Annotated in this window: 15 protein-coding genes; 5 read left to right on the forward strand and 10 right to left on the reverse strand. The window is 41.0% G+C overall.

What is annotated here, in order from left to right; all coding sequences use genetic code 11:
* Positions 1-1,334 precede the first annotated feature (1,334 nt).
* The 8 genes from ACMX3D_RS27935 to ACMX3D_RS27970 all read right to left on the reverse strand — a co-directional run bounded on the left by ACMX3D_RS27935 (position 1,335) and on the right by ACMX3D_RS27970 (position 7,967).
* Positions 1,335-4,937: a CHAT domain-containing protein gene (locus ACMX3D_RS27935; RefSeq protein ID WP_482749021.1), complete on the reverse strand. Its 3,603-nt coding sequence runs from the start codon at positions 4,935-4,937 to the stop codon at positions 1,335-1,337.
* Positions 4,938-5,127: 190 nt separating this feature from the next.
* Entirely contained in the window at positions 5,128-5,373 is a 246-nt protein-coding gene (locus ACMX3D_RS27940; RefSeq protein WP_482752445.1) for a HepT-like ribonuclease domain-containing protein, read from the reverse strand.
* Between the two features lie 12 nt (positions 5,374-5,385).
* The gene (locus tag ACMX3D_RS27945) at positions 5,386-5,574 is read right to left on the reverse strand and encodes a hypothetical protein (protein WP_482749022.1); all 189 of its coding nucleotides are present in this window, start codon (positions 5,572-5,574) and stop codon (positions 5,386-5,388) included.
* On the reverse strand, positions 5,564-5,878 hold the full coding sequence (locus ACMX3D_RS27950; RefSeq protein WP_482749023.1) for a nucleotidyltransferase family protein: 315 nt from the start codon (positions 5,876-5,878) through the stop codon (positions 5,564-5,566). Before ACMX3D_RS27950 ends, ACMX3D_RS27945 begins: the two co-directional genes overlap by 11 nt.
* 103 nt (positions 5,879-5,981) lie before the next feature.
* Positions 5,982-6,563: a Uma2 family endonuclease gene (locus ACMX3D_RS27955; protein WP_482749024.1), complete on the reverse strand. Its 582-nt coding sequence runs from the start codon at positions 6,561-6,563 to the stop codon at positions 5,982-5,984.
* A gap of 103 nt (positions 6,564-6,666) precedes the next feature.
* Complete coding sequence (locus ACMX3D_RS27960) at positions 6,667-7,248, reverse strand: Uma2 family endonuclease (RefSeq protein WP_482749025.1); 582 nt, start codon at positions 7,246-7,248, stop codon at positions 6,667-6,669.
* Positions 7,249-7,372: 124 nt separating this feature from the next.
* The gene (locus tag ACMX3D_RS27965) at positions 7,373-7,735 is read right to left on the reverse strand and encodes a type II toxin-antitoxin system RelE/ParE family toxin (protein ID WP_482749026.1); all 363 of its coding nucleotides are present in this window, start codon (positions 7,733-7,735) and stop codon (positions 7,373-7,375) included.
* Positions 7,728-7,967 carry a type II toxin-antitoxin system RelN family antitoxin gene (locus tag ACMX3D_RS27970; protein WP_482749027.1) on the reverse strand — a complete coding sequence of 80 codons (240 nt, stop codon included), beginning with the start codon at positions 7,965-7,967 and terminating at the stop codon, positions 7,728-7,730. The genes ACMX3D_RS27965 and ACMX3D_RS27970 overlap by 8 nt, the downstream gene beginning before the upstream one ends.
* 488 nt (positions 7,968-8,455) lie before the next feature.
* On the opposite strand from ACMX3D_RS27970, the gene leuS reads away from it, so the two are divergent.
* From leuS to ACMX3D_RS27985, 3 genes are all read left to right on the forward strand, one after another.
* Positions 8,456-11,113 carry a leucine--tRNA ligase gene (gene leuS, locus ACMX3D_RS27975; protein WP_482749028.1) on the forward strand — a complete coding sequence of 886 codons (2,658 nt, stop codon included), beginning with the start codon at positions 8,456-8,458 and terminating at the stop codon, positions 11,111-11,113.
* A 449-nt stretch (positions 11,114-11,562) separates the two neighbouring features.
* On the forward strand, positions 11,563-12,450 hold the full coding sequence (locus ACMX3D_RS27980; RefSeq protein WP_482749029.1) for a sugar phosphate nucleotidyltransferase: 888 nt from the start codon (positions 11,563-11,565) through the stop codon (positions 12,448-12,450).
* Between the two features lie 73 nt (positions 12,451-12,523).
* Positions 12,524-12,808, forward strand: a complete 285-nt coding sequence (locus ACMX3D_RS27985) for a DUF2934 domain-containing protein (protein WP_482749030.1) — start codon at positions 12,524-12,526, stop codon at positions 12,806-12,808.
* Between the two features lie 70 nt (positions 12,809-12,878).
* Here the strand turns inward: ACMX3D_RS27985 and ACMX3D_RS27990 are convergent, their stop codons facing one another.
* On the reverse strand, positions 12,879-13,436 hold the full coding sequence (locus tag ACMX3D_RS27990) for a Uma2 family endonuclease (RefSeq protein WP_482749031.1): 558 nt from the start codon (positions 13,434-13,436) through the stop codon (positions 12,879-12,881).
* 371 nt (positions 13,437-13,807) lie between these two features.
* On the opposite strand from ACMX3D_RS27990, the gene ACMX3D_RS27995 reads away from it, so the two are divergent.
* Entirely contained in the window at positions 13,808-15,463 is a 1,656-nt protein-coding gene (locus ACMX3D_RS27995) for an iron uptake porin (RefSeq protein WP_482749032.1), read from the forward strand.
* Positions 15,464-15,761: 298 nt separating this feature from the next.
* On the opposite strand, the gene ACMX3D_RS28000 is transcribed toward ACMX3D_RS27995, so the two are convergent.
* Complete coding sequence (locus ACMX3D_RS28000; protein ID WP_482749033.1) at positions 15,762-17,030, reverse strand: ABC transporter ATP-binding protein; 1,269 nt, start codon at positions 17,028-17,030, stop codon at positions 15,762-15,764.
* A gap of 189 nt (positions 17,031-17,219) precedes the next feature.
* Here ACMX3D_RS28000 and ACMX3D_RS28005 point away from each other — a divergent pair, with 189 nt between their 5' ends.
* Entirely contained in the window at positions 17,220-18,479 is a 1,260-nt protein-coding gene (locus tag ACMX3D_RS28005; RefSeq protein WP_482749034.1) for an FAD-dependent oxidoreductase, read from the forward strand.
* The last annotated feature ends 191 nt before the right edge of the window (positions 18,480-18,670 follow it).

Genomic DNA, 18,670 nt, shown 5'->3' on the forward strand with positions numbered 1-18,670 from the left:
CCGCAATGCACTCATCTTACTGGGTTTGATGTTGCAGTTGCAACATTAAATAATCCCTATTAGGGATAAGATTACAATGGCTGGATAGTTAACCTTATTTATGTTGCAGTTGCAACATTAAATAATCCCTATTAGGGATCGAGCAAGTCTAAAAATAAAGTGCAAGATGATGAGGTTGCAGTTGCAACATTAAATAATCCCTATTAGGGATCTGCTCTAGCTCAGTGTTCATGATTCGCAGTGCGGGTTGCAGTTGCAACATTAAATAATCCCTATTAGGGATCTCCACCCCCTGCCTTCTCAAAAGCCTTGGCTGATTCTTCGGTTGCAGTTGCAACATTAAATAATCCCTATTAGGGATGCGAAATAAATTGATGCCCAAAACTGCGGCGGATTTAGTTGCAGTTGCAACATTAAATAATCCCTATTAGGGATCAAAATCCTGCATAAATCAAAATTTGTATTTTGTCACGTTGCAGTTGCAACATTAAATAATCCCTATTAGGGATCTCCTTCTAATTGCCACTAGGAAGGCTTCTAAAGTTGCAGTTGCAACATTAAATAATCCCTATTAGGGATCTTCTGCGTCGTCGTCGCATTCGCAAGGTGATCCACTCAAAGGTTGCAGTTGCAACATTAAATAATCCCTATTAGGGATCTCCGCTCCGGGAGATAAAGCTATCATAGTGCTTGTTGCAGTTGCAACATTAAATAATCCCTATTAGGGATTGAAAATAATAATTTATTAGCAGGTATCATAAGCATTTTAGTTGCAACATTAAATAATCCCTATTAGGGATTGAAAAAGCTTCAAGCAACTGCTAACTCTTTTGGCTTATTTGTTGCAACATTAAATAATCCCTATTAGGGATTGAAAAGTTTAGACTTTTTACCAACAGTCTACAGCTGAAGAGTTGCAACATTAAATAATCCCTATTAGGGATTGAAAAACCCGACCTAGTAAAATACGGATAACCGGAGGTGTGGTTGCAACATTAAATAATCCCTATTAGGGATTGAAAAGTATTAACTTGATGGCTCTAGAAGATGACTTAGTTGTTGCAACATTAAATAATCCCTATTAGGGATTGAAACTTTATTTAGAAGCATACCCAGATCCACTATCTGGGGTTGCAACATTAAATAATCCCTATTAGAGGATGTTTGGAAAGTCGTAAAAGATACTAAAAACCCCTCTCCAAACCTCTCACCGAAGCGGAGAGAGGCTTTGAAACCCGCATTTACTACAAGGGAATGGGGGCTAGGGGAGTTAGGTTTTTAAGATTTTGATGTTAACAATAATACTTTTCAAACATCCTCTTAACGTCCTTCCATCATTTCCATTCGCCCTGTAATGTAAATGCAGCCCAATAATAAGGTGCAGCATAATTTTCATTACGAGACATTTCTATTTGTGCTGCCCTTAACGCTGCCGCAGGTTTTAAATTCTTGCGTAACATATTGGCATAAAATAACTTCATCAATTCTGATGTGGCTTGGTCATCAACGCTCCATAAACTCACCACAACACGCGGACTTCCCGCATACATAAATCCTCTAGTTAATCCAACTAATCCTTCTCCTTTGACTTCTTCTCCTAAACCTGTTTGGCAAGCACTGAGAACTACTAACTCTGCTGGCAAATTCAGGTTAAAAATATCATGGAGGCGCAAAAAACCATTTTGTGGTATTCCTTTGCTATCAAACAGCGACAGCACTACGCCAGATAATTCTGGATTTTGACTATTGAGAATGCCGTGTGTAGCAAAATGAATGATTTGGTATTGACTTAACTCTGGGCTTGTGGCTACATCACGACTAGCGGTAAAGTCGAAGGCTTGCATACGTTCTTTATTTGATACCAAAGAGAGAATTTGCTTGGCTTCTTCACGGGTAAAACGCAGTCGTTCAAAGTCAATGTCTGCTTCTCTGGCGGAACGTGCTAATTGTTTTTGGTCAAAGGTATCCAAGTCTTCGGTAATGGATAGCCGATTTGATGCTTGACCTTTGAGGCGTTCATCTTCGGCAGAAAATACGGGATCTGCAAGTACAGCTACGGTTTTGGGGGCTATTTTTCGTCCTTTGACTTCCTGGCGCAGCAGGGGGATAGTTGAGGCTGAGGGAAGAGTGATAATTTCGTGCGCTGTAATTAGTGGTTGATAGTTTTGACTGTTTGGTACTGCTAATGCTGTTATGGGTACATACTGCAAAGCACCATCACTGACGACGACTAAGCGTTTGTTCCCCAATTGTTGGGCGACTGGTGCAAGTATGATTTGTGATAATTCTTTAGCTGCTGTGCTGGTTTTGGTGATACTAGTTCTTTGAGATGGGGCAGTTAAAGCATCGCGGAATTTTTGGACGGCTGTGGCAATATCAGCACGTTTGGGTAGTTCGTAACTAGTGATGCTGTTTTTGCTGACAGCCCAGAGATAGCTGCGTTCTTCGCCCAAGGAATATTCTAAAAGCAAGGTATTATCATCTAATACCTGTTGCTGAATTTGCTTTAAGGATAAGGGTTGTGGTTGGGTCAAGGCAGCGTAACGTGGACTGCTATTTCTAATTTCTGCCTGGACTTGCTGATACTGTTGCAACAGTTCTTCAGTGTCTTTGTTTAAATTTTGAACTTGGGGTTCAGTATAATTACTACTTAAAAGTTGAATGCGGAGTTTTTCTCTGGCATCAAGTTGTTGCTGCAAGTTGCGTTCTGTTTGCAGTAGCTTGGGGTTTACGCCTTGGCGGATGTCTGCGTTGGCTTCTGTGAGTAAGTCTAAGAGACTCCGCGCCCTGGCACGTTCGCTAACTTGCAATGCCAAAGCATCATAACCTTTGGATAGTTCCTGTTTATGTAGCCGCATCAACAAGTCGATGTAGAACTGGTAATATTTCTGAACAGATGCAAAGTAGGCTGTCCGCAAATCTTGGCTGGTAACGTTGGTGCGGATATCTTCAACAATTTTAATTGTGTTTTCTATTTGGGTGCGGGCGGCGTTGAGATTGCCCCGATCGCGTTCTGTCTGAGCTATATAATACAATGTCTCGGCTTCCCCGGTGCGATCGCCTATCATCTGCCGCAATTTTAATTCTTGATTGTATGTGGCGATCGCTTGTTCTGGTTGTTTTAAAGCATTGTAAGTTCTGCCTACATTACCCACCACATTGGCTTCGGCAATTCTCTGTCCCAATTTCTGCCAACCAGCAGCGGCTTTTTGGGAAAGGTCTAGGGCTTTTTGATATTCACCAGCAGCTAAATAAACTCTCCCGAAGAACGCATAAGCACTAGTTTCGGCAAAGCTATTTTTTGTTTGCTTTGCTAATGCCAAAATTTGGTTAGCAGCATCCAATGCTTTGGGATAATCTTTTAAAGCTTCGTGTACTCGGACGATACCGCTGATGGCGCTGACTTGACCAATTATATTATTTTGTTCACGGCGTACTTGCAATGCTTGGTTGTAATATTCTAAGGCTTTGGGATAATCTTCTAAAATGCGATAGTCAGTCCCAATATTATCTAAAGTTTGAGCTAGTTTATCGCGATCGCCTGTACTTTTAAATTTTTCTAGAGCTTGATTATAAGTTTCAATACTTGCTTTATGATCACCTAATAGACTATAAACTACAGCAATATTCTTGAGGGTATCGCCTTCTCCTTTAACATCTTTCACCTCGCGTTCGATATTTAGTGCTTGGTTGTAAAAGTTAATTGCTTTTTGGTAATCTCCTATTGAAGCATAAACACTAGCGATACTATCAAGAGTGAAGGCTTGCCGCGCCCGATTTTTCGTTATACCTTGCAATGCCAATGCTTGATTTAAAGCTTCCAGTGCTTTTTGTTTTTCACCCAATGTATCGTACAATAAACCTACTTGTCCCAGTAATTCTGCTTCGGCGTGGGGATTACCTGCTTTTTGTAAAAGCGATCGCGCTTGGTCATAATATTCTAAAGCTTTTTGTGGTTCTCTATAAGAATAGCTGCCTGCAATGATGGCGAGAGTGGTAGCTTGTTTGCTGAGATTAAATGCTAAAGCGACTCCAGATAGATTACCTTGGATTTGTTGTTGGAGTTTCAATGCTTGATTAAGATATTCAAGAGCTTTGTTTTCATCACCAGTTGACAAGTAAACTAACCCGATAGTGTTGAGTGTATCGGCTTGTTCACTCAAATTTTTTCTCGCACGTTGAATTTCTAGCGCCTGTTGAAAAGCTGCTAAGGCTTTTTGTGGTTCTCCCAAATTAGTATAGGTAATGCCGATAGTTTGCAAAATGTCGGCTTGTCCATCTAAATTTTTTTGTTCACGTTGAATTACCAGCGCTTGATTGTAAGCATCTAGGGCTTTTTTTGTCTGTCCTGAATTAAAATAAACTCCACCAATACCAATTAAGGTATTAACGATATAAAAAGGTTTTTTCTCAGCACGAAATAATGGCAATGCTTGGTTGTAAAATTCCAGGGCTTTTTGTGGCTGACTCAAGCTAGAATAGGCATTAGCAACAGAATTGAGCATGACAGCTTCGCCAAAACGGTCTTTGAGTTCCCGACGAATTACTAGTCCTTGCTGAAAATATCCCAAAGCTTTTTGGTTGTCATTTTGAGTATAGTAAAGTGTACCGATCGCTAAAAGTGTGGTAGCTTCATAATTACGATCGCCAATTTTTCGCCAAATTTTTAATGCTTCTTCATATTTTGCGATCGCAGCTTGTCGAGATGTTGCTGTACCTTGTTCATATAATTTTTGTGCTTCTTTTAGCAGTTGCTGTCCTTGGGCTGCGGCTTTTTGCTTTTCGGGACTGGTATTTTGCTGAGTAGTCTGCGGTTTTTGAGTAAGGTAAATACTATTCGCCCTTGCTGATGCCATCATGAACTCAGATGACATCAACATACTGACAAAGATAACAAGTGTGCGATGTGCAAACGCTGACAGATGTTTCTTTGTCATAACTGCTCCAAAGTGTGAGAAGTAATTTTTTTTAAATAGACAACTGTAAGAATACAGTTCTAGAGGCATCATATTGTATCATTTACGATGATGGTTATGAGATTGCGATCGCTTCAGCAGTCTCCATCGCCCGTTCTCCTCATGTTTTAGCAATTTCTAGCAGGAGTTATTCACTATAGAAAATTTGTTTTTAAAGCAGAGGATTAATTAAATTCAACAGTTCTGATAATTTATTTTCAATCACGTCCCACACCACATCTAAATCAAGCTGATCGTATTCATGGACAATCACATCTCGCATTCCTGCCATTTCTCGCCAGGGAATTTCTGGATGTTGCTGACGGAATGGCTGGGAAAGACGTTTGGTGGCTTCGCCAATAATTGTAATTTGGTAGAGAATTGCAGATAATTTTTCGGCGTTGCATAAATGCGGGATGAATTAAGCCTTTTAGCAAATTGAACTATTGATTTTTCGCGCCTTTGCGCCTTTGCGCGAAATAAAAAACATCCCATTAATCAGCAACGCCAATTTTTCATCATTGACTTCTAATTCTGGTTTACTGATTCCATTTGCATAGCGCAAAATACGTCTGATAGCATTTGCAATATCGATCAGAGATTCTTGATCACGTGGCATAAATAACTTTTGCTGATTCCAAAATATTCTTGCGTCTTAGCCAGTTTTCACTACGTTTGATCGCAGCTTTAACAATTAAGTCTACTTTTCGATTGAAAATTGCTTGCAGTTCATCGCGCATTTGTATGGTTTCAGCTAAACCTCGTTTAGCGGTTGGGGAAAAGGTAATCAGAATATCAATATCGCTGTCTGTGCGGAAATCATCGCGCAATACAGAACCAAATAGAGCAAATTCTGTCACCTGCCACTTTTGACAAAACTCTTGAATCTGATCCATTGGTATGTCTATTGCGGTAATCGTCATAACAGGTTTACCTCCAAGACTTTTAGTTGCTGGTTTATCCAAGTTGTGGCTGTCGCGTCATCCGTCTCAATAGCCCGTTCTACTGCTGTTTTAGCAATTCAACTCAAACGGTTGAAAAGTCGATATTTTCGTAAAGTGCTGCAATTTGAATTTGCACCTCAAATGTACTCAAAGAAAGCGTGACAGTTGGGTCGTCGTATTCTGAAAATAGCCACTGATGAGCCGCTGTTTTGACATGATGCTCAACGTGTATACGGTATTGATCGATCAGCAAATATTCTCGGAAAGCGGGAATTGTACGATACGCAACAAATTTCTCACCGCGGTCATAGTTTTGGGTGGACTTAGACAGTACCTCAGCGATAAAGCAGGGGTTCACCACAGTATCTTTGCGTCCAGTTTGAAGTTCTAAGGGTTTGGGCAAAACCATCACATCAGGGTAAGTATAGAGATTTACACCGGGAATCCAAAGTCGTTGATCGACATAGAAAGTCCGGTAGTCTTTCCCTTTTAGGGCTGATTTAAGAAGAATATACAAGTTTCCTGCAATATCGTTGTGGTTGGGTGTGCCACCAGTCATTGGAATGATTTCTCCGTTGCAATATTCGCTGCGTGTTTCTGAAGCGACTTCAAGTTCCAGGTACTCTTCAACGGTGTAGTGTTTTGTCTCAGGTTGAGCAATCATGTTAGTTCTACCTCCAAGGCTTTTAGTTGCTGGTTTATCCAACTTGTAGCTGTCGCTTCATCTGTCTCAATTGCCTGTTCTACTCCGGGTTGAGAAATTTCCACTATGACTCAAATTCAACACTTTCATAGATATCTGCTAAACGAATTTCAAAAGGAATTGATGAAAGTGAAATATACGATTCTGGATCGTCATATTCAGTAAAAATCCATTTGTGGGAGTCTGTTTTGGAGTATTGCTCAACATGAACAGTATATTGATCGATCAATAAATATTCTTGAAATGTTGGAATGGTACGATACGCTGAAAACTTTTCATCCCTATCGTAGCTTTTAGTTGATTTTGAAAGCACTTCAGCAATCATCACCGGGTTAGTAATTGTATCAGATCGTCCCTGTTGACGTTCAAGTGGGCGGGGGACAACCATGACATCTGGGTAGGTGTAAAGTGTGCGATCTGGAATCCAAAGTCGTTGATCCGCTACAAAAATACTGTACGGTTTCCCTTTCAAACTGACTCTTAAGGCGGCATTGAGAATACTGGCAATTTCATTATTTTCGGGAGTGCCGCCAGTCATAGGGATGATTTCTCCATTCATATACTCATGTCGAATATCTGAATTCACCTCAAAATCGAGATACTCTTCGGGTGTATAGGTTTTCTTGATTTCAGCCTGTATAATCATGTCAGTTCTACTCCCAAGGCTTCAAGTTGCTGGTTTATCCAAATTGTGGCTGTCGCTTCATCAGTCTCAATCGCCCGTTATACTCCTGTTTTAGCAGGTTCCAGCCATTATCTAAGATATTGTCTTACTCGGTAAGCGTCCGTTGCTCATAGTCTGTAATGATGCTCCGAATGTCATCTGCGGCAATATCGACTTGTTCAGATTTTGTGTAAACGGTCAGTAAAATGATTCCTGTTGCTGTTTTGACATAGTAAATTAAACGATAGCCACCACTTTTGCCTTTTTGAGTGTCGCTATTTCGGACTCTCAACTTGAAGACTGTATAACCAACTCCAGGTACTTGATCTCCTGGTAACTCTCCCTGCTCAAGTTGTTCGATAACAGGTTGTATGTCATTCCGAATACTGCGATATTTCTTAGCAAGAGTGCGTAGATTTCGTTTAAAAGTTGGCGAAGCTTCAACTTGAATAAAAGGCTGATCAGTCACTTTCAAGACCTTCCCAAAGTTGAGCCACTGGGATAGTTTGCCCAGTCATGGCTTCGTGCCAAGCTTGCTGGAAATCTGCTAAGACTTCTGCTTGAGATTGATCATCCAGAACTTCTTCTTCAGGGATTAGCACAATGACTTCTACTCGGCTATTTTTATCAGTTAAAAGCGGATGATCTAAAGTTAGTTGTCCCTGATCGTTAATCGTTGCCATGACTTTAAGTGCTTTCATGATTACTCCCAGATAGTTTAAGTGGTAGCAGTTAGGGTGATGCCTAATGCTTCAAGTTGCTGGTTTATCCAAGTTGTTGCTGTTGCTTCATCAGTCTCAATCGCCCGTTATACTCCTGTTTTAGCAATTTCCAGCAGTTTTTTAGATTGCTCCCGCGCTTTGAGGATATCGGCTAACTTCATCAGGGACTATTAAGTTGACTTTAGGGGCTTATTGGTCATAAGAGTTTAGCGTCATTGTAGTCACTGCCTGATAAATTTTTTTTAATTACTGAATGGCGATCGCTTGTTGATGTGTAGTAGACATCTGCAAAAATAAATTATGCTGCGATCGCCACACGGATTCTTCCACAATTAAGAGCTACATAACAGGAAGAGAAAGGGATAATAAAGAATGGGAAATTTTTGGGCATAGACTCTAAATCTAAAATTCCGCCCAAAACTCCTTCTCAAACACTGAAAATTACACTTTTGAGTATTAGATCGAGCATGACAGAGAATTTACAGGCTATAGGTAATGATATTGCGTTAAATAAATATTCGCCCGCAGCCATTGAGGAAAAATGGCAAAAAACCTGGGCAGAACTTGGTTTAGATAATACCCCTACAGAAAATAACAAGCCAAAATTCTACACTCTGGCCATGTTTCCCTATCCATCGGGTAGCTTGCACATGGGTCACGTTCGTAATTACACAATTACCGATGTGATTGCACGCCTCAAGCGAATGCAAGGCTATCGAGTCTTGCACCCAATGGGTTGGGATGCCTTTGGCTTACCCGCCGAAAATGCTGCCATTGACCGCGGAGTTCCACCTTCCAAGTGGACTTACCAAAATATCGCTCAAATGCGGCAGCAATTAAAGATGCTTGGTTTATCCATCAACTGGGACAGCGAAGTTGCCACCTGTTCACCTGACTATTACAAGTGGACACAATGGATTTTCTTGCAGTTTTTGCAAGCTGGGTTAGCCTACCAAAAAGAAGCAGCAGTTAACTGGGATCCCATTGACCAAACTGTATTAGCTAACGAACAAGTTGATAGTGAAGGCCGTTCTTGGCGCAGTGGTGCAAAAGTCGAGCGTAAATTATTGCGGCAATGGTTTTTAAAGATTACCGACTACGCCGAAGAATTACTCAACGACTTGGATAAATTGACAGGTTGGCCAGAACGCGTCAAATTAATGCAAGCCAACTGGATTGGTAAATCTGCTGGTGCATACTTAGAATTTCCCATTGTGGGGATGGAGGAAAAAATCGGCGTGTATACAACTCGCCCTGATACCGTTTTTGGTGTCAGCTACGTAGTCTTAGCACCAGAACATCCCTTAACTAAGCGCGTTACTACCAAAGAACAGCAAGCAGCAGTAGACGCATTTATTACCGAAGTTTCCAATCAAAGTGAGTTAGAACGCACCGCCGAAGACAAACCAAAACGGGGTATCCCGACAGGAGGTAAGGCAATTAACCCCTTCACCGGGGAAGAAGTTCCCATTTTAATTGCTGACTATGTACTGTATGAATACGGTACTGGGGCAGTGATGGGTGTACCAGCCCATGATGTGCGCGACTTTAAATTTGCCAAAACTTATGATTTACCTATTGAGTTTGTGATTGCTGCACCAGAAGATGTTGCTGGGTTTGACTTAACACCCGCATCTGATACCGAGGAAGTTACGCAACTCGTGCAAATTGAATACAACCAAGCATATACTGAACCAGGAATTTTAATTAATTCTGGACAGTTTACAGGCATGAATTCGGTAGATGCTAGAGTTGCGATCGTGAAGTATGCCGAAGCACAAGGTTTTGGTAAAGAAAGAGTACAATACCGCCTGCGAGATTGGTTAATTTCTAGACAACGCTATTGGGGCGCACCCATCCCAGTAATTCACTGTCCTAACTGTGGAATTGTGCCAGTCCCAGACAAAGATTTGCCAGTCACCTTACCAGAAGAGGTGGAATTTACTGGACGCGGTGGTTCACCGTTGGCACAGTTAGAAAGCTGGGTAAACGTACCTTGCCCAACTTGTGGTACACCAGCGAAACGAGAAACCGACACGATGGATACATTTATTGATTCCTCGTGGTATTTCTTGCGGTTTACTGATGCCAACAACGAACAGCAGGTGTTTGACCCCGCCAAAACTAACGGCTGGATGCCGGTAGACCAGTATGTAGGCGGTATTGAACACGCAATTCTGCACTTGTTATATTCACGGTTCTTTACCAAAGTCTTGAGAGACAGAGGTTTGTTGAATTTTGATGAACCCTTTAAGCGCTTGTTAACTCAAGGGATGGTACAAGGTTTAACTTATATGAATCCCAACAAGGGCGGTAAAGATAAATGGATACCCTCGCATCTGGTTAACCCGGCTGACCCCCGCGACCCCCAAACCGGAGAACCGCTGCAACGCCTTTACGCTACCATGTCCAAATCTAAGGGTAACGGTGTCGCGCCAGAAGAGGTCATTAGTAAGTATGGTATAGACACAGCGCGGATGTTCATTTTATTCAAAGCGCCACCAGAAAAAGATTTGGAGTGGGATGAAGCCGATGTGGAAGGACAATTCCGTTTCTTAAATCGAGTTTGGCGTTTGGTAACAGACTACGTTGCGGCTGGAGTATCACGTAAAAAAGCTCAACTAGATGATTTGAGTAAAGCTGAAAAAGATTTACGTCGGGCAATTCATACTGCGATTAAATCAGTGACAGAAGATTTAGAAGATGAATATCAATTCAACACCGCTGTTTCGGAGTTGATGAAGTTGAGTAATTCTTTGACTGATAGCGACTGTAAAAATTCACCAATTTATGCTGAAGGTATCCAAAGTTTAATACTGTTACTGGCTCCCTTTGCACCACACATTGCTGATGAATTGTGGCATTTATTAGGTAATAACAATTCAGTTCACACCCAAACTTGGCCAGCATTTGATGCAGCTGCTTTAATAGCTGATGAAATTACTTTAGTAATTCAAGTTAACGGCAAAAAGCGTGCTGATATTCAAGTGCCGGCGCAAGCAGATAAAGCCGAGTTAGAGAAATACGCCCGTGAATCAGAAGTTGTGCAACGTCACCTTGAAGGTAAGGAGATTAAGAAAGTAATTGTAGTCCCTGGCAAGTTAGTGAATTTTGTTGTCGGCTAAAGGCAATAAGTTCAGATAAGTTGTTGACTATTGACTGTTAACAGTTAACGGTCAACAACCTAATAAAATACACAAAAAAGCACTTAAGAATTTTGTTAACTTAAGTGCTTTTTCGCATAACTCTAAACCAATTCACTAGATGTTCGTAACATTTGGCCAACAAAATACATCTATCTAAAGAAGTATTGTGCAAATCAATTGTAATTAACATTTCGTGAAATGGTATCACTCCTTGCAATAGCTAAGGATACCTCTAATATGACAAAATTAAATGTGTCGTGAGTGACAGTTAAGCAACTGACACTATTACGAAATGTCTCTATTAAGAGAGTTGAATCAGATAGAGTATAGCTATAGTAAATTGGTAAATATATTAGAAAAAGTTAGTTATAAAGAGCGATCGCCATCTTAACAAAACCTATCAAGCTAATCTTCATAAGTGCTGAACTATGCCAAAAGATAAAATCAAAAAAGCTGTGATTCCGGCTGCGGGGTTCGGCACACGCTTGTTTCCAGCCACCAAAGTTGTGAAAAAGGAACTGTTCCCAATTATTGACCGAGATGGCAGGGCTAAACCTGTAATTCTGGCAATTGTAGAAGAAGCTATTAGTGCCGGAATTACAGAAATTGGCATTATAGTACAACCAGATGATGTAGAAATTTTTACAGATTTATTTAAACATTCGCCAAAACCAGAACTTTTACAAAAGCTTTCTCCTGAAAATCAAAAATATAGCCAATATCTGCAAGATATCGGTAACAAAATTACAATTCTTACCCAAGAAAAGCAAGAAGGCTATGGTCATGCAGTCTTCTGTGCTAAAGATTGGGTGCAAGATGAGCCATTTTTATTAATGCTAGGCGACCATGTTTATACATCCGATACAGATAAGTCTTGTGCTAGGCAAGTTTTAGATATATATGCACAAGTCCAGCAAAGTGTTGTCAGTTTGACGACTATGCCAGCAGCGATAATTCATAAAGCTGGATGTGTCACTGGAGAATGGCAAGAAAGTAATTCTATTTTGCAGTTGACACAACTTTGTGAAAAACCAACTGTTGATTATGCACGTCAACACTTGCGTGTAGCAGGTATGGCTGAGGATGAATTTTTATGTGTATTTGGTTTGTATGTACTTACACCAAAAATTTTTGATTGTTTAGCAGAACATATCGAGAAAAATTTACGCGATCGCGGCGAATTTCAGTTAACATCATCTCTTGAGAGTCTACGTCAAGCCGAGGGTATGACTGGCTATATTGTGCAAGGAAAATGTTTTGATACAGGCTTACCAGATGCTTATCGACAAACAATGATTGATTTTAGGAATGTTTAACAGAGAATGTAGTTTAATCTCGTCAATAACTTTGTAATTAAATGCTAAATAAGTTATTTTCGGTAAAAAATAGATGCCCTACGATATTACTCTGTGTCCAGGACAAAACTGCCCGATACAAAACAATTGTTACCGTTTTACAGCCGAAATTCTAGGTCGTCAGGATTTTTTTGTAGAAGCGCCTTATAGTTTTATTAATAATTCCTGTGAATATTTTATTCATAACCGCCCAGATGAAAATAAAATCCGGATGAGAGCTTATGAAATCTGGCAACGCAAGGGCTATCCCAATGGCAAGGCTATAGAACATTGGCTTCAGGCTGAAAAGGAATTGAGCGAAAGAAATACTCAAATTTAACAGGTAATTTAATTCCCGAAGAACCGCATATATTTTGATGTTATTGCAAAAGCGATCGCACCTCACAATTTTACTGTATTCCTGCTTGCTGAAAAATTTGTGCGGGTGTAATTTGCAGTCCTTCCAATAAAGAATCTTCTAAGCTATCTTCACCAGTTTTTGTTTGAGGTCGTGCATCAGGATAAAACACAGTAACCGTTTTCGCTTTTGCATCCACAACCCAAACTCTCAACACACCTGCTTCTAAATAATCTGTAGCTTTGGCACTCATTTCACCAAAAGTTTGTTCAGGCGAAATAATTTCAATTGCTAAATCTGGAGGTATGGGACAAGGTTCATCTTCAATAACATCGCTGTCCAGGCGAGAATAAGAAATATAAAGTAAGTCTGGTACAGGAACCCAGTCTCGACCTTTGCGTTTTAAAGTAACTGCCCATTCAATACCAACCTCACCACGATTTTTCGCCCACGGCGTTAAAAGTTGACTCAAAGCCAAGGTTAAACGTGAATGAAATCTTTTTGGTGCCATTTTGGGTCTAATTTCTCCATCAACCAATTCGTAGGTAATATCGCCTTCTGGTAGGGCTAGGAATTCTTGAAGTGTGAGTTGAGATTGGAGTTGAGTCATAATGCGATCGCCTCTCCTTGGCAGTTAAGCTTATTATGTCTTTCTATTGCCTGCCTGTCTTGAAAATAGAGAGTAGAGATATTCTTTGGTGAACTTCCATCATCACTTGCTACGAGTAGAAATTGTATCAACGCACTGAGAATAACAATTTAATAACTTGATTTTTACTGATAAATTTAAGACATTTTTGATGCTAAGAAAACCAGTATAAAACTGTTAAAGCAAGAGATTACACGTAGTAAAACCGAATAATACGACGATTTTGACACAATAGCTGCCAAATGAGCAAAAGAATAAATAAAGTAATATAGACTACATTTTAGATGCCGCGATCGCGTCATTCTAACAAAACAGTGTGAGGAAAAAAGAACATGTCTCATTTATTGTGGAAAACACTAGTGTTATCTCCCGTATGCTTAGGAGTAGCTGTTTTATGTTCCGCGAAGGTGGTAGCGGCTGAGATTGAAACCGAGTCATCAACACCTCAACAGCAGTTACTTTCTCAAGCTAAAACGGAAGAAAATCCAGTTTTAGAACAAGTAAACCAATACAGTCTTGAAGGTAAAGGCCAAAATTCAATATCTCAAGTCACATCAGTTTCGCAGTTTTCCGACGTACAGCCAACTGATTGGGCATTCCAAGCATTGCAATCTTTAGTTGAGCGCTACGGATGTATTGCAGGTTATCCTAACGGCACTTATCGTGGTAATCGCGCCTTGACGCGTTATGAATTTGCCGCAGGCTTAAATGCTTGTTTAGATAGAGTTAATGAACTGATTGCGACTGCAACTGCTGACTTAGTAACAAAAGAAGACTTAGCAACCCTTCAGCGTTTGCAAGAAGAATTTTCGGCAGAATTAGCAACTCTACGTGGCAGAGTAGACGCACTAGAAGCACGCACCGCCAAATTGGAAGCACAACAATTCTCAACTACCACCAAACTCGTGGGTGAGGCAATTTTTGCTGTTACCGATAGCTTTGGCGACAACGACAACAATAACACCGTCTTTCAAGACAGGGTGCGTTTAGACTTGCAAACCAGCTTCACAGGTAAAGATATCCTGCATACTCGGATTGCAACTGGTAATGCCAGTGTCTTACCTTTAGCCAACGACACTTATGAGGGAACGCAAACATTTAACGTGTTCCTTGGTAGTAACAATAGTGCGTTTATCGATTGGTTAGCATATTACTTCCCTGTTGGTAACTCGCAAGTTTACGTTGCAGCTACTGGCGGTATTCATAGCGATTACGTTCCTACAGTTAACCCTTACTTTGAAGATTTTGACGGTGGTAATGGTGCTTTATCGACCTTTGCTGGCGAAAGCCCAATTTATCGTATCGGTGGTGGCGCAGGTGCGGCGCTAAACATAGCCTTTGGTGGTGGCGGTACTTTTAAACCTTCATTAACCTTGGGTTACTTAGCTTCGGAAGCGAACAGTCCCAGTTCTGGTGCAGGTTTATTTGGTGGTAACTATGCAGCCTTAGCACAATTGAACTTGAATGTTGGCGATCGCCTCACCTTAGCTGCCACCTATGTTAACGGGTATCATGGAGCAGGTAGCGCTTTATTCGATTTTGGCTCAGTAACCACTGGTGTAGTAGGTACTCGACAAGCTAACCGCCAAAACTTACCTGGTGTTGATATTGACAGTGCCTATGCAAGTAATTCCTATGGTTTTGAAGCTGCTTTCAAACCTAGCGATAAACTTTCAATCAGTGGTTTTGTTCTGTATAGCCAAGTTACAGGCTTTGGTGCGAACGATGACGATGATATTTGGAGTTATGGTCTAGGAGTAGCCTTGCCTGATTTAGGTAAAAAAGGTAACGTTTTAGGCATTTTTGGAGGCGCTCAACCTTATGCTGGTAGTAGTAGTGGTAACAGACCATACCACATTGAAGGTTTCTATAAATATCGAGTCAGCGACAACATTTCCATTACGCCCGGTGTAATTTGGTTAACCAATCCTGGTCAAACTTCTGATGATGCAATCATCGGTACTTTAAGAACTACCTTTGTTTTCTAAAAGTTCTCATCAATAAACGGTATTTCTCAATGAGAAATACCGTTTATTATCTGTTGACTGCAAAGTTTATTCTTGTTGAGAAATAGCCTGCTGTTTTTTTATCGCACGCGCTATCAGAGGAGCTTTTTTTCTAATCCTTGTAGAGTTAAATCCCCATTCAAATAAAGTTGATACCATTGATAATAATTTGTGTTGATATTCTCAAATTTACTGGAGACGCATTCATATCATTACTACTGTGTCAGAGTTTATCTTGAGTTTTTTATTAGTAGCATTTGTTCAGAAAATCACTCTTTCTCTAATCATAGGATCTAAAATCTCCATTGATGGCTAATTCGGTTTCAGGGTCGAAAAAGTGCATTTTTTCGGGATTTAGTGATAACCATAATTGTTCACCTACACTTAGTTGTCGGTCTGTTGGGACTCTAACTTGCAAATAAGGTGCACTAGAGGCTACGGGAGAGTTAGGTTCAGTTAATCTAACACTGAGAAAAGCATCGTTACCTAAATTTTCTACCAAGTCTACTTTGACTGGCAGATTTTTAGTAGCAGGTAAACTCAGACTTAGGTGTTCTGGACGAACGCCTAAAATTAATGTTTGTTTATCATATTTTTGCAGTGCTTTTCCCCAAGTTTCTGGAAGTGTGAAACGAAACAGGGGATGGGTAATTAATAATGGTGCATGAAATTCTACAGGAATAAAATTCATCGGTGGTGAACCAATGAATTCGGCGACAAAGCGGTTGGCGGGTCGGTTGTATAGTTCTAATGGGGAAGCAAGCTGTTGAATTTGACCTTGATTCATGATGGCGATGCGATCGCCCATTGTCATGGCTTCTGTTTGGTCGTGGGTAACGTAAATCGTCGTCGTGCCTAATTGTCGTTGCAGTTTGACAATTTGAGCGCGGGTTTCCGCCCGCAATTTCGCATCTAAGTTAGATAATGGCTCATCCATTAAAAATACTTGCGGATTGCGAGCGATCGCACGTCCTAATGCTACCCTTTGTCTTTGTCCACCTGATAGTTGTTTGGGTAAGCGATTCAGCAGCGTTTCAATTTGTAACAATTGCGCCACAGACCGCACCTGCGTCTCAATTAATTTTTCTTTTGGCGAAATATAACGCAGACCTTTGGGTAATTTTCGTGTCGCCCCCACCAAAAGATTCTCCGCCCAATTAGGAAGTCGGGAGTGCTGATTTGCGCCACTTCCCAATTCTCGACGGCGCAGCCCAAAAGCAATGTTGTCATACACCGTCAGGTGGGGATAAAGGGCGTAATTTTGAAACACCATTGCAATATCTCGTTCTTTGGGTGGTAGTTCATTCACCAAGCGATCGCCTACTAAAATATTGCCACCAGTCAGGGTTTCTAAGCCAGCAATTAACCGCAGCAGGGTGCTTTTACCACAGCCAGAAGGCCCCACCAACACCATAAATTCACCATCAGCGATGGTGAGGTTAATCCGTCGCAAAACATTAATGTTATCTGCACGTTCTTGTGCTGCATTACTTTCGCCTTTACGCGGGGGGAAACTTTTATAAACGTTTTCTAAAATTACTTGCGCCACGGGTATTAATTATTGTCATTGGTCATGAGTCATTAGTCATTGGTCATTAACTGAAAACAAATGACAAATGACAAAGGACATTTTAGCGCCCATAATACATCTTCCCCGTGAATACAAAAAGTTAAAAAATTCGCTGGCATCAGAAAAAGCAAACTACCCTTGATTTTAGGGCTATCTAGAGGTGTTGTGATGACTACTCATCTACCGACGAATTCTATCCCAGACGCAAGTTTTAACCCAGCCCATGAAATTGTGGATGTACAAACCACCGATTGTTGCATTGTTGGTGGTGGCCCTGCCGGGGCTGTTTTAGCTTTGTTATTGGCGCGTCAAGGTATATCTGTGATATTGCTAGAAGCGCATAAAGACTTTGACCGCGACTTTCGGGGAGACACAATTCACCCATCAGTTATGCAGATTATGGAGGAATTGAATTTAAGCGATCGCTTATTGCAATTACCCCATGCTAAAATGCGCCAAATTAGAGTCAAAACTCCTCAAGATACAGTCACTTTAGCCGATTTCAGCCACCTGAAAACGCGCTATCCCTACATCACAATGTTGCCGCAAGTAAAATTTTTGGAGTTCATCACCCAAGAAGCGCAACAATATCCGAATTTTCAGTTAGTGATGGGTGCAAATGTCCAGGAATTAATTGCGGAAAATGGCACAGTTAAAGGTGTACGTTATCGTGGCGGTGGTGGTTGGCATGAAGTTAGAGCTATTTTGACAGTTGGTGCAGATGGTCGTCACTCAAGGTTAAGGCAGTTAGGAGGCTTTAAATCTGTTGAAACTTCGCCACCGATGGATATTCTCTGGTTTCGCTTACCCCGCTATGCAGATGATTTTGAGGGAGGAATGGGACGTTTTGCACCTGGTCATATCGTGGCGATGCTTGACCGAGGTGATGAGTGGCAAATTGCCTATGTGATTCCCAAGGGTGGCTATCAAAAACTACGTGCGGCTGGTTTGGAAGAGTTAAAAAAATCTGTCGTGGAAGTTGTGCCAGAATTAAGCGATCGCCTAAACAATTTACAAGATTGGTCACAAGTTGCCTTTCTTTCGGTAGAATCGAGCCGTGTGAAGCGCTGGTATCGTCCAGGACTATTACTTATTGGTGATGCTGCTCATGTTATGTCTCCAGTCGGGGGAGTGGGTATTAACTACGCAATTCAAGATGCAGTTGTAGCCGCTAACGTCCTCAGTAAACCTCTGCAAAATAAACACGTAGAACTCCGTGACTTGGCAAAAGTTCAGCGTCAACGAGATTTACCCACACGCATCATCCAAGCATTTCAAACCTTTGTTCAAAAGCGAGTATTTGCCCCAGTGCTGGCTTCTAATCGCACCTTTCAACCCCCATCATGGTTACGCTTGCCAATTTTGCGCGATTTACCAGCCAGATTAATTGCTTTAGGTGTGTTTCCCGTTCATGTCAATAGTCAATAGTCCAAAGTCAATGGTCAATTGTCTAGTAACCAATAACTATTGATATCGTATTTTTTCTGTTGTTAAGTGGTACAATTATACTACTCATGCAGAAATCAATGCTCGTTCCAGTCAGGCGAAGGTGGCCAGTAGTGTTAGAACTAGTGTGCAACGCCATCGCTTGGCTTTTATGCTAGAAATAACGCACAATA

The organism is Anabaena sp. TISTR 8404, assembly GCF_056847745.1.